Source organism: Halopseudomonas sp. (assembly GCF_036960865.1).
GTDB lineage: Bacteria > Pseudomonadota > Gammaproteobacteria > Pseudomonadales > Pseudomonadaceae > Halopseudomonas.
The window spans coordinates 199,397-211,849 of the sequence record NZ_JBALWE010000002.1 but is presented as its reverse complement, the minus strand read 5'-3'; the positions used below and the strand labels follow the sequence as shown (position 1 = coordinate 211,849).

13 protein-coding genes are annotated in these 12,453 nt (G+C 58.0%); 2 read left to right on the top strand and 11 right to left on the bottom strand.

Features of this window, described 5'->3' with window-relative positions; all coding sequences use genetic code 11:
• Positions 1-182: 182 nt before the first annotated feature.
• The 3 genes from V7747_RS03405 to V7747_RS03395 all read right to left on the bottom strand — a co-directional run bounded on the left by V7747_RS03405 (position 183) and on the right by V7747_RS03395 (position 2,366).
• Entirely contained in the window at positions 183-764 is a 582-nt protein-coding gene (locus tag V7747_RS03405) for a DUF1285 domain-containing protein (protein ID WP_335614651.1), read from the bottom strand.
• A gap of 70 nt (positions 765-834) precedes the next feature.
• Positions 835-1,434: a DUF4823 domain-containing protein gene (locus tag V7747_RS03400; RefSeq protein ID WP_335614650.1), complete on the bottom strand. Its 600-nt coding sequence runs from the start codon at positions 1,432-1,434 to the stop codon at positions 835-837.
• Positions 1,435-1,466: 32 nt separating this feature from the next.
• Positions 1,467-2,366: a radical SAM protein gene (locus V7747_RS03395; protein WP_335614649.1), complete on the bottom strand. Its 900-nt coding sequence runs from the start codon at positions 2,364-2,366 to the stop codon at positions 1,467-1,469.
• A 283-nt stretch (positions 2,367-2,649) separates the two neighbouring features.
• Here V7747_RS03395 and V7747_RS03390 point away from each other — a divergent pair, with 283 nt between their 5' ends.
• A complete protein-coding gene (locus V7747_RS03390; protein ID WP_335614648.1) occupies positions 2,650-4,308 on the top strand; it encodes a carboxylesterase/lipase family protein in 1,659 nt (552 codons plus the stop codon).
• Positions 4,309-4,344: 36 nt separating this feature from the next.
• On the opposite strand, the gene V7747_RS03385 is transcribed toward V7747_RS03390, so the two are convergent.
• Both V7747_RS03385 and V7747_RS03380 read right to left on the bottom strand, forming a co-directional pair.
• On the bottom strand, positions 4,345-5,373 hold the full coding sequence (locus V7747_RS03385; protein WP_335614647.1) for an amidohydrolase family protein: 1,029 nt from the start codon (positions 5,371-5,373) through the stop codon (positions 4,345-4,347).
• A gap of 68 nt (positions 5,374-5,441) precedes the next feature.
• Complete coding sequence (locus V7747_RS03380; RefSeq protein ID WP_335614646.1) at positions 5,442-6,092, bottom strand: TetR/AcrR family transcriptional regulator; 651 nt, start codon at positions 6,090-6,092, stop codon at positions 5,442-5,444.
• A 255-nt stretch (positions 6,093-6,347) separates the two neighbouring features.
• Between V7747_RS03380 and V7747_RS03375 the strand changes: the two genes are divergently transcribed.
• Complete coding sequence (locus V7747_RS03375) at positions 6,348-7,514, top strand: aminotransferase class V-fold PLP-dependent enzyme (protein WP_335614645.1); 1,167 nt, start codon at positions 6,348-6,350, stop codon at positions 7,512-7,514.
• Between the two features lie 237 nt (positions 7,515-7,751).
• Here V7747_RS03375 and V7747_RS03370 read toward each other — a convergent pair whose 3' ends face one another.
• Genes V7747_RS03370 through pabC form a run of 6 tightly spaced genes read right to left on the bottom strand, consistent with a single transcriptional unit; the run spans position 7,752 to position 12,441 of the window.
• A complete protein-coding gene (locus tag V7747_RS03370) occupies positions 7,752-8,531 on the bottom strand; it encodes a TatD family hydrolase (protein ID WP_335614644.1) in 780 nt (259 codons plus the stop codon).
• A gap of 3 nt (positions 8,532-8,534) precedes the next feature.
• Positions 8,535-8,891 (bottom strand): PilZ domain-containing protein, encoded by a 357-nt coding sequence (locus V7747_RS03365; RefSeq protein WP_335614643.1) that lies wholly within the window; start codon positions 8,889-8,891, stop codon positions 8,535-8,537.
• Between the two features lie 38 nt (positions 8,892-8,929).
• On the bottom strand, positions 8,930-9,913 hold the full coding sequence (locus tag V7747_RS03360; RefSeq protein ID WP_335614891.1) for a DNA polymerase III subunit delta': 984 nt from the start codon (positions 9,911-9,913) through the stop codon (positions 8,930-8,932).
• 4 nt (positions 9,914-9,917) lie between these two features.
• Complete coding sequence (tmk, locus tag V7747_RS03355) at positions 9,918-10,550, bottom strand: dTMP kinase (protein WP_335614642.1); 633 nt, start codon at positions 10,548-10,550, stop codon at positions 9,918-9,920.
• A complete protein-coding gene (gene mltG, locus V7747_RS03350; protein WP_335614890.1) occupies positions 10,547-11,614 on the bottom strand; it encodes an endolytic transglycosylase MltG in 1,068 nt (355 codons plus the stop codon). The genes tmk and mltG overlap by 4 nt, the downstream gene beginning before the upstream one ends.
• 2 nt (positions 11,615-11,616) lie before the next feature.
• Positions 11,617-12,441, bottom strand: coding sequence for an aminodeoxychorismate lyase (gene pabC, locus V7747_RS03345; protein ID WP_335614641.1), 825 nt, complete (start codon positions 12,439-12,441; stop codon positions 11,617-11,619).
• Positions 12,442-12,453: the final 12 nt, after the last annotated feature.

The window sequence follows — 12,453 nt, the reverse complement described above, 5'->3', positions numbered from 1 at the left end:
CCTGCGTACGAAACACTAGTTATTGTGCATTTCGCGAATCCTAGACCTACATATGGTAAATATCAACCGCAAAAAAGGCCTCATTTCGGCCTTTTTCGGGTTGACTTTAAGGACTATTGCGGCAGGGAGAAAGCACCAGAGCAGGCGCGCCCAGCAATGGCGCGCCGCAGTGCTGGATGCACCTATTCGGAACCGTCTATCGGGAAGAACTCGCCACTGCTCCAGACCCCCAATCGGGTCTTGCCACCAAGTTGATGCTCCACCGCCCGCTCAACCAGTTCGTAGAACAGGTTGCGACTGATCAATGCATCCAGATTACCGCGCAACCGCACATAGGGCGACGGTTCCTGGGTATCGGCGTCCACCGTTACCCGTATGGGATGCTCGGCATCCACCTCTACCTCATCCTCCAGGTTGGTGGTAAAGATCAACTTCTGTTGTTGGCCTTCACCGTCGACCTTGAGCCGCGTGGCAACAAAGGGTACATCGTCGACCTGAATGGCCCAACGCTCAACCGGCGTCACCAGGTAATAACGGCCGTCGTCATCCAAACGCAGAATGCTGGCAAACAACTGGGCCAGCGCCTTGCGCTCAATGGGGTCACCTTCGTGGTACCAGGTGCCGTCACGGGTGATGCGCATGTCCATTTCGCCGCTGAGGTCGGGATTCCAGAGATGCACGGGTGCGGGCTCGCGGCGCTGCAAGGCACCGCGCTGGGGAATACTGTCGAGCAGGGATTGTGCGGGCAGAGGGCGATCAGCCATATCAATCACTCCTTGGAGAAATACGAGAGTGCCGGGCTTGCTGTATCAGCCCGGCTGAACTGCTTCTGACTCAGCGACGGCCCAAAAGTTGCCGCGTGTAATCCTGCAGCGGCGGGCGCAGCAGATCATCCGGGCTGGCCTTGTAGAACTGTAAAAAGCCGCCCTTGGTGTTGATGGTGGTGAAATCCACCAAGTGTCGAGTGCCTACTTCCATCAGGATCAGCTGCAGCACCCCGCTATCGGCGCCCACATCGCTCCATTGCTCCGAGGTTTCCCACTGCTCCTGGCTGCCGACGGCGTCCTCCGCGGCGGCGAAACGGGTGTACAGCAGGTAATCGTATTGGTAGCTGCGCGCTTCCAGCAGCGCCTCTTCCAGCCCCAGCGGTTGTTGTGCCCGGCGCACCATGGGAAAGACTTCTACGGCCGCGGCAAAGGCTTCTTCAGCCACTACGTTAGGCCGCGAATAGGGATTGCCAATCGGTAAAAAGTGCCCCTGTGCGATATAGAGCTTGGAGTCGGGCTGCAGTATCCAGGTGCTGCTGCGGTTGATCTCGTAATGATCAAGCACGCCCGCATCGCCCAGATAGTAACCGGCCTGCTGGGTCATGTCCGAGGGCTTCATGCAGCCGGCCAGCATTGCCAGCAACAACACCATACCCAAACGCCTCATGCACCTTCTCCTGTCTGCATTGACCAGCCGGTTTACAGCCCGCGCATCCACTCAGGCCGCAGTTGTGCTCGCTCGGGACGGGTAATGGCGTTGTCGATCTGCGCCAGCAACCGCGCCTTGTCGGCTCCGAGCACGCCCTTGAGCACCAGGGCATTGGAGGCATGGTCGCTGCGAAACACGCTATTGTCCAGCTCGAGCGCACCGACAAATTGCTGCAACTCATTGAACAACGAAGCCTGATCCAGCTCGACAAAATCGGGGTATTGCTCCTTGAAGCGCGCCATCCCCTGCGGAAAGTTCACTACCAGCGTAGACACAAACTCGGGCTGCGTCAGGTTCATCAAGCGCGCCGAGTTGGCCGCGTGCTGCGCACTCAGCGCCTTGCCGCCCAAACCATTGAGAATCATCACCGAGCGCTGCAGCCCAGCCTCCCCGGCTTTGGTAAGCGCGTCGGCGGTAGACGCAAAGGTCTCGCCCTTGTTCACGCGCGCCAGCACCTCATCGTCGCCGGACTCGGCACCCACATACAGCATCTGCAAGCCGGCCTCGCGGAGCTCGCGCAACTCCTCCACACTTTTGCGCTTGATATTGCGCGGCAGACAGTAGGAGGTAACGCGCTCGACACTGGGAATCTCCTCGCGAATAGTCTCCAGAATACGCAGCAGACGTCGGGTCGGCAGCACCATCGCGTCACCATCAGCCAGGAAGATACGCTGCACAATGTAGCGCTCGCCGACGCGCCGAATTTCATCCAGCACCTCGGTTTCATCGCGGGCGCGAAACTTCTTCTGCGGCGCAGTGTACATCTCGCAGAAAGTGCACTTGTTCCAAGAGCAGCCATTGGTCACCGGCAGGATCAGCGAGTGCGCCTCGCTCGGCGGGCGAAACACGGGCTCGATATAACTGACAGGGAAATCCTGTTCAAGGGACATGGTTACTCCATAGGGTAATCAGGTGATGCCAGTGCCCAGACAAGCCGGCGCAACAGCAAGAATTGCGGACAGGAATCTACCCTCGCACCAAGGCTCCGGCTGGGCAAAACCGTTAATCCTATGCAAATAACCAGAAAAAACCAATCCCCCGCACAGGTTTGGAATCTGTCGATTGCATCACATATAGTCACCACAGCACATGACATATAGCCATTATGTCTCAAGCCGCTTTATCCCCATACGCATAAAAACAATAGCTTCAGGGCAACGGAAAAATACAATAATGAAAGATTACAGCTTCCCAACCAAATCCGGGTTTCTGCTCAAAACCCTCACTGCCTCGATGCTCGCAATCACGCTGGCAGGCTGCCTTAGTAGTGGCGGTGGCAGTGATGATGACGCCAAGCCAGACCCGTTGGCGGTCACCACGACCGAGGGCGATATCAAAGGCGTCACTATAGACGGCATGCGCGTGTTTCGAGGCATCCCTTACGCCCAACCGCCCGTAGGCGATCTCCGCTTCACGCCGCCCGTGCCCGCGCAAAAGCGCACAGAAACACTGCAGTTAAGTAGCGCATTTGGCAGCAGCTGCGTTCAGGTCGACCTTGCGGTCATAGCACCGGCCGGTGAGGAGGACTGCCTTTATCTTAATGTTTACGCGCCAGAGTCCGGCGAAGACCTGCCGGTCATGGTATGGATTCATGGCGGTGCTTTCGTGTTTGGCAATGGTGGCGGCGAATATGACCCGACCCGTTTGGTAAAGGAAGACGTCATCGTCATCACGCTTAACTACCGCTTGGGCCTACTGGGCTTCCTGGCACATCCGGAACTCGACTCCGACGGTGGTAATTTTGGTTTGATGGACCAGCAGCAAGCGCTGCGTTGGGTAAAAGAGAATGCCGCGGCCTTCGGCGGCGATCCTGACAATGTCACCATTTTCGGTGAGTCCGCCGGTGGCCACAGTGTAATGAGTCACATAGCGTCACCCCGCGCAGAAGCTGAGAACCTGTTCCAGCGCGCCATCGTACAAAGCGGCTCCTATGCGCCATTCCAGCAGACCAAGGCTGCAGCGCAAGCAACAGGCCAAACCGCTGCTAGCACTCTGGGCTGTTCCGATGCAGCAACAGCGGCAGCTTGTCTGCGCGCGCTGCCGGCAATGAGCTTCCTCGCGGTGCAAGGCTCACAGGTCATTCCCAATTCCGACCCCTCAAGCGACCTGATACCGCAAAGCACCCAGAGCGCATTGGCCAAGGGCGAATTCAATCAAAGCCTGGATATCATGATTGGTAGCAACCAGGATGAAGGCACCTTGTTTGTCGCGCTAGACGAGCTGACCGGCGACCCACTCGACATTCAGGGTGAGGCCGAGTATCGCCAGCGCGTCGCTGACCTCTTCGCCGGGTCAGGCCTGGATGCTGATGCGATCGCCACCTACTACCTGAACGAGTTTCCGGCCGGCGACGACCGGCTGTCCCTTGCTCTATCGGCTATCTGGACCGACTCCAACTTCGCATGCAACAGCTACGCACATGCAAGCACCTTCGCTGGCGCCGGTATGAACACCTACCAATATTGGTTCCGCGACGAAAACGCACCTTGGACCCTGGTACCGCCACCCGCCGCAAGCTTTCCCTTGGGCGCAACGCACGCAGGCGAGATCCCCTATGTGCTTTACCCCGAAGAGCTGATGCGGTCTCGGTACACCGGTGACACCAATGAGTTGGATTCGCTGGCCGGCTACATGGTTGGCTACTGGACGCAATTCGCCAAGGACGGCAACCCCAACAGCACTGACGGCGTTGCTCCCAACTGGGCTCAAGCTGCCAGCGGGCAGGTCAACACTTTAGACGTGGCCGCGCCAGCCAGCGGATCGGTTCTCAACTTCCTCGGCTATCATCGCTGCAGCTACTGGGCAGCGCCGCCGATGGCAGCACCGCTGTAATATTCAGCCCAGAGACGCACGAACCAAACAGCCCGGCTATTCGCCGGGCTGTTTTTTATCAACCGCACTTTCCGGCAACACCGCCAAGAAGTTATCTCGCGCTACCTTATGCGCCACCGCCTCCGGCAGAGCATCGAGAAACACATCAAAGCCGTGCATATACTTGCCAATGCTGTCGAACCGGCCTACCACGTCCGAGCCAATCATGAAGCGATCGGGATACTCCTCCACCAGCTTTATCCACTCGGCATTGGGTTCACCGCCTTCACCCAGCAAATAAGGTTCACGCACCGTCCAGGATAGGTCGATATACAAATTCGGGTAAGCCTTGAGCATGCGCTGCAGAGTCGGCAAGAGAAACTCCAGCTTGGTCTGGTGACGGTGAATCTCCATGCTGGTACCCGCATGGGCCCAGATGAAACGCACCCATGGATGGTTACGCAGCGGTTCTTCAATCTCTTGAAGATACAACGGGTTACGTTCACGTTGTGAAGTGATGTTGCTATGCACCATCACCGGCAGATCGTACTCAGCAGCCAGGGTGTAAACGCGATCCATGGCATCGCTGTTAGCCCGCGGCGGCTCGCCATGAATCAGAGCTGTGAGATCGTCATGCCGGGTGAAGACCTCGCCAATACCCTGCCATAGGCCCGGATACATCTCCAGCATGCGTCGAATATGTGCGTCAGAGTTCTTGTCGTTGGGGTTGAATCCGGACAGAAAAGGATGAAAACGGTGACGCTGCTCCTCGGGCAGCTGCTTGTAGGCCTCAGCCACCAGCACGTCGGTCGCAGTAAACCAGTAGGCGCTACCATCATCACCAGCATAGTAGCGCGGCCGCTTGGGTTCGTTCTCGCTCCACTTCTTGGCAACCGGAATTCCGGACAGCATGACGTGATCAACCTTGCTGTCATCCATCTGCCGGATCAACGCCTGCATGCCTTCGGACTCCTGAAAGAAGTCGACATAGTGCAGATGGGCATCGGTATAGGTGTAATCGCGCGCCAGCAGCGGTGAAGACAGACATAGCGCCAATAAACCGCAGGTGATACGTAATGAAAGCAAGGGGCAACTCCTGTATGGCCTGTGGGATAGACCCCTGCTTTCAGCCGTGAGTTCAGCTGCCTGAGATCTCAGGCAGGCTGTTCAGCGCTTTCCTGCTCTTTTTTACGCTTGGACTTGTTACCCATGCGCACGCCGATATCCATCAGGAACTGCATGTAGCCGTCCTGATCCTTGATCACATCTTTCCAGAACGGCGAGTGGTACATCGCCATTGCGCCGTGCACCAGCGCCCAGGCGGCGCAGTAGTGGAAGTAGGCAGGAACATTTTCCAGCTTGCCATCGTCTATGCGTGTCTGGATGACGCCGGTCAGGTGATTGAAGTTGGATGCACGAATAGCGTGTAGCTCTTCGACCAGCAGCGGCAGCTGATTGGCCTTGACCACCTTCTCTTCCAAACGGTCAAACAGGCGGTAGCGTTCAGGGTCGCTCATGCGGAAGGCGAAATACTCGCGAGACAAGGCTTCCTGGTCACGCTCGATGTCCTTGGAGTGGAGCAATTCGGCCAAGTCACGTTCGTAATCCAGCATCAGGCGCAAGTAGATCTCGGCTTTGGACTTGAAATGCTTGTAAATGGTGCCCTTGCCTATACCTACTTCATCGGCAATCATTTCAACGGTGACGCTGTCTTCTCCCTGCTCAAGAAACAGACGCAACGCGCTATCCAGGATTTCCTGCTCCCGACGACGAAATTCGCGAACTTTACGTGATTCTTTCTGCATTTAGGCACCTGAAACTCAAACTGAAAATGTCTCCCATTATGCCAACTCCATGACCAGATGCCCATATTTGATTAAAAGCTGACCCACGGGTTCAAAGCTGTCCCAATGTGCCTATTTACTGGCCTACGTAATGGGCGCAGTTCAAACCTGTACGGCGGCAATGATTTTGTCCGAAATGTCCTGCTCCGCCAGACCAGCAATCCGGCGTGACTTAGTCTGTTTACAGCCACTATGCTGACAAGCAAAGGAGGCACCATGAATACAGCACAATCCTGGCAACACGAATTCCCGCTAGACCCAAACATCTGTTATTTGAATCACGCCGCCGTGGCGCCCTGGCCGCAACGTGCTGTGGAGGCAGTCAGCCGCTTCGCACGCGAGAACGCACTGCAAGGAGCCCGGGATTACCCGCGCTGGGCAAAGCAGGAGAAGCACTTGCGCAATCAGTTGCGGCTGCTGCTGAACGCGCCCTCCAGCGATGACATCGCGCTGGTGAAAAACACCTCGGAGGCTCTCTCGTTCGTGGCCCAGGGTATCGCCTGGCAAGCCGGCGACCAGATCGTCACCAGCGACCAGGAATTCCCCTCCAACCGCATACCTTGGCAAGCACTGAGCGAGCGTGGCGTCAACTTGCGCCAGGTTGCACTCGATGGTGCCGACCCGGAACAGGCGTTGATCGACGCGATGGGCCCGCACACCCGGCTTCTCACTATCAGTTCGGTGCAGTACGCCAGTGGCTTGAAGATGGATCTGGCACGCCTGGGCACTGCCTGTCGCGCGCGGGGCGTACTGTTCTGTGTTGACGCAATTCAATCTCTCGGCGCCCTGCCCTTCGACGCCCAGGCCATCGACTGCGATTTTGCCATGGCCGACGGGCACAAATGGCTGCTGGGGCCCGAAGGCTTGGGCGTCTTCTATTGCAGAGCGTCAGCCCGCGATCAGCTAAGCCTCACCCAGCACGGTTGGCACATGGTGGAGGCCATGGGCAACTACGACCTGACAGACTGGTCCCCAGCCCAGTCTGCACGGCGGTTTGAGGCTGGTAGCCCCAACACGCTGGCACAACACGCGCTCTCGGCCAGTCTGGAAGTACTGTTGGACGTGGGCATAGAGCAGGTTGCCACCCTCCTGCATCAGCGCACCCGCTACCTGATAGGCCGCCTCGAGCAGTTGCCAGGCATCCGTTTGCTTAGCCCTCAGACGGCAGACCGCCAGAGCGGCATAGTGACCTTTGCCATCGACGGCATCGACCACGCCGCCCTGCACCGCGCGTTGATGAAAGCCGGGGTTATCTGTGCCCAGCGCGGGGGCGGCATCCGCTGGTCGCCGCACTTCTACACCAGCGAGAACACACTGGATCTAGCATTGAGCCAACTGCAAACACTGATGGCGGCACAACAGAGTAAAAGCACTTCACGATAAAGCGCCGCGCACGTATTCCAAATCAGTTTATAAAAACGAGCGCCAGCGCTGGCAAGCCGGGGGATTTCAACAATACTCAAGCTATCAGATCGGCATCTCCCCCAAGTGCCGGACTGAGCCGACAGGTTCTATCCTGTCTCAGTATCACTCCTAATGGTCTTAACCCGAACTCATCCCCCAGAGTTCGGGTTTTTTTTAGTCAGCACAGGAGCCGTACCACAGGTCGATTGCAACGCCTCAGCGAAGCGTGAGGGGAAACAGGCGGTGGAAATTGTCGCTGGTCTGCTGCCACAGACTCTCAACAGGCACACCACGCAACTCGGCAAGAAAAGACGCCACCTCGCAGACAAACTGAGGCTCATTCGGCTTCCCGCGGTGCGGTATGGGGGCCAGGTAGGGCGAATCGGTCTCGACCAACAAGCGGTCGCTCGGTACTTGCCTGGCAACCTCGCGCAAGGCATCGGCATTGCGGAAAGTGACTATGCCCGACAACGAGATGTAGTAACCCATGTCCAGAGCTGCACGGGCCATATCCCAGTCTTCGGTAAAGCAATGGAGCACGCCAGCGTTAGCCAGATCAGCTTCGCGCAACAACGCCAGCGTGTCAGCGCGCGCTGCACGGGTATGGATAACAACCGGCTTGCCGGTTTGCTTTGCCGCCTGTAAATGCACTGCAAAAGAAGCTTTCTGCTGCTCGGCCAACTCGGGCTCGTAATGATAGTCCAGCCCGGTTTCACCGATGGCGACCGTGCGTTCATGCTGCAGTGCCGTTAACAGCCAGTCCAGCTCGGTTTCGGCGCTGTCTTTCAGATCCAGCGGATGTACACCCACACTGCAAAAGACGTCGGCGTGCTGCTCGGACAGCGCCTGCACTACGGGAGCATTGTTGGCGTCCACACCGATGCAGAGAAACTTCGCTACACCGCGAGCCCGAGCGGCATTGAGAGCGGCGTCGAGCGAGCCGTTGTAAGGGGTAAGATCCAGACGATCGAGATGGCAGTGCGAGTCAATAAGCATGAATTACATAGTATGGGTGGGACGGTCGGATTTTAATGCGCCAGCCAGATAGGTTTCAATTTTGCTGCGCGCGGTGTTGTCCTGATCGCTGAACTGAACGCCGATTCCCGCTGCTCGGTTGCCCTGTGCACCCTTGGGCGTCACCCAGATAACCTTGCCGGCCACCGGGATTTTCTCCGGCTCTTCCATCAGATTCAGGAGCATGAAAACCTCATCGCCCAGACGATAGCCCTTGTTGGTCGGAATAAACAGGCCACCGTGCTTCACGAACGGCATATAGGCCGCATACAGAACCGACTTGTCCTTGATGGTCAGCGACAAGATACCGTTGCGCGGACCAGGAGCCGTTGGATTGTTCATCGCTCTATCCTTGTTAGAAGCGTAATACAACTATCAGGTTAACGCCTTTGCAGCAGATTTTTCCACTGCACCAGCGCCTTTTCCAGAAAGAGTACTCGATTCAGGTTAGCTTTGCTGGCAAATAGCCTGCGGTGCTCAAGTAACCAGTCCTGCCATGCGAGCAACCTATGCACCTCCAGCTTCTGCGCCATATAGCCCAAGACCTTATCCATATCGACACTGCCGGCCTGCTCACTGGCGCCCTGCTGAAGCTTCAGCAAGTCCAGTGTCCAGGCGCAGAACCAGTCGAGCAGTAGCTCGATAGGGACAGCGCTCCATTGCTCTGCCAATCGCGAAGGTGCTACCTGCCCCTTGAGTAACGCCTTGATGCCCTCTACCACCTTTTCACGCTGCGCCAGCGCATCTTGCTGAGCCAAGGCTAGCGCCAGCAAAGGCGCTCCCCCGGCCATCTGCAGCAACAGGTCGCACTCTTCAATCGACCGGTCACCGTCCTGCTCGGTCAACCAGGCCAGAGCCTCCGTACGATCGGGCAAGCCCAGCGATTGGACTCGGCAACGGCTGCGGATAGTCGGCAGCAGTCGGCTAGGCTGATCACTGATCAATAGCAAATAGGTTTCCGCCGAAGGCTCTTCCAGAGATTTCAGCAATGCGTTGGCAGCGTTCACGTTCATGGCCTCCGCCGGCTGCAGAACCACCACCTTACGGCCACCCTGTTGCGCGGTCTGGGAAATAAAATCGACCAGTTGGCGCACCGCGTCTACGCGAATCGCCTTGCCCTCTTCCTCTGGCTCGAGCAGCAGCAGGTCCGGGTGGCTGCCGGCGAGGCGCAGGTGACAGCTGCGACATTGATCACAGGCAAGACCTCCCGCCGGAGTGTCGCACATGAGGAAGGCCGCAAAAGCACTAGCAAAACGACGCTTACCGCCGCCAGGCTGACCACTGAACAGGTAGGCATGGGCAAAATCCTGCTGTACTGTCAGCTGCTGCCAGATCGGCTGATGCCAGGGCGCAGGCCGGCTCACCAGGTCAAGCACGCCACTGCTCCAGAATCCATTGCGCTACCGGCTGCAATGCCGCTTGCACAGACGCCAGCGAGCCGCTGCCGTCGATCACCCGATAACGGTCGGGGGCCAGTGCTGCACGCCTGAGGTAGGTGTTACGCACGCCATCAAAGAAAGCGCGTTCTTCCTGCTCGAAACGATCAAGTGTGCTGCGCGCCTTGGCACGGGCAAGGCCGACCTCCACTGGCACATCGAACAGGAGTGTAAGGTCAGGCCGCAGGGAGCCTTGAACCCAGCCTTCAAGCACCGCTATACGCTCTGGATCAATACCCCGCCCGCCGCCTTGGTAGGCATAGGTCGCATCGGTAAAGCGGTCGCTGATAACAATGCGGCCGGCAGCCAGTGCCGGGCGAATCACCCGATTAAGATGCTGGGCACGGGCGGCAAACATCAGCAGCAGCTCGGCATCGTCGTCCATCTGCTCATCATGATTTGCCAGCAACAGTGCACGAATCTGTTCTGCGATGGGCGTGCCGCCCGGCTCACGCGTCAGCAGCGGTTCGGCACCGGCCTCGCTCAGGATATCGGCCAGGTACTGCAGATTGGTTGATTTACCGGCGCCCTCGGGCCCCTCGAAAGTAATGAACAGCCCGCTCATTCGACGCGCTCCTGCGCTGGTGTATCCGGCGCGGGTGATGAGCGATAGTCAGTCCGGCGGCGCATCTGGTAAGCGCGTACCGCACGATTGTGTTCAGCCAGGCTGTTGGAAAATACGTGAGAGCCATCCCCCTTGGCTACGAAATAAAGGCTCTTGCCCGGCTTCGGATTGACCGCTGCGAGCAGCGCTTCCCGGCCCGGCATGGCGATGGGCGTCGGCGGCAAGCCATCAATGATGTAGGTATTGTAATCAGACGGCTGCCTCAGGTGACGACGGGTAATATTACCCTTGTAGTCGGCGCCCAGTCCGTAGATAACCGTGGGATCGGTCTGCAGCTTCATGCCCAGCCGCAAGCGACGGGCAAATACACCAGCGATTTCGGGACGCTCACTGGGCACGCCGGTTTCGCGCTCAACAATCGAGGCCATGATGAGCGCTTCGTAGGCGGTGTCGAATGGCAAGTCATCGACACGCCCTTCCCAAGCCTCGGCCAACTGCTGCTCCATCCGCTGATAAGCACGCAGCAGTAGATCACGATCACTCATGCCCAGGGTGTACTGATAAGTATCCGGAAAAAAGCGACCTTCAGGGTGAATGCCCGAAAGACCCAGCGCGTCCATGACCTGCGCATCACCCCAATCTTCCGGCAGCGTCTGTTCCAAGCGCTCGGCTTGGCGTAGCGCGGCGCGTACCTGGGCGAAGTTCCAGCCCTCCACCAGCGTCAGGTGCCGCTGCAAAACGTCACCGCGTTCCAGCAGGTGCAGCAGCTCCGCAGCAGTCATTTCCGGCTGCAACGCATATTCACCGACATGCAACACGGCTCCTTCCATCTGCCATTGCCAGTAACGACGCAACCAAACGCTATTCTCCAGCACCTGCTCACGTTCCAGCTCGGCAAAGATACCCGCCGGCGTGCTGCCTGGCGGCACTTCGAGGGTTCTAGAATCCTGCAGCTGTAATGGTTGATGCAGAGCCGTTTGCAGGGTCAGGAACCCCCACAACCCACCGCCGAGCACCAGTAGCGTAGAAACCACGAATAAAAAAGCGAAGATCTTGCCAAGAATTTTCACGAATAAGCCTGTTTTGCTAAGGACTGCATCTGGCGAGAGTGCTTGCCGACCGACCATTGCCGCTCGGCCAGCTCAATCACGGGCCAGACACCAAATAAACTGTTGCAACACACCACTTCGTCAGCAGCGAGCAATTCGGCATAACTGACCTGCCGTACCTGCACCGCTTCACCGTGCGCTTGCAGCGACGCGATCAACCAGTCGCGCATCACTCCCTGCACGCCACACTGAGTCAACTCAGGCGTCACCCAGGCGCCACCAGCATAAAAGAACAGGTTGCTCATGGTGCATTCAACCGGCCGGCCGAGCTGATCGCAGACCAAGCCTTCAGCGAACTCGCCGGACCGCCATTCGCTGCGGGCCAGCACCTGCTCCAGGCGATTGAGGTGCTTGATCCCCGCCAACAGCGGCTGCAGAGCCAAACGTGTGTTGCAGGGGTAGAGCCGAACGCCCTGCTCTGCGTGCGCAGCAGGATAATCCGGCAAGGGTGAAGCCGAGATAATGCGACTAGGTTCGCTGTGCTGCGGTATGGCGTAGCCACGTTGCCCACTACCGCGAGTGACAATCAGCTTGATCACGCCATCTCCAAGCCGCTGGGCAGCCATGCTCAGCTCGTCTTCCAGCTCGCTCGGCAGCGACAAATGTAACGCTTGGCAGCCACGCTGCAAACGCTGCTGATGCAGTGCCAAAAGCGGCGCCTTACCTCTGACAACCCGAAGCGTTTCGAATAGGCCATCACCGTAAGCCAAACCGCGATCGCTGAGGGGCAACTGATCGGCCTCCCGGCCATTGATCAACGTAAACCTGCTTACCCCTGGCATGGCGCCGTCAGC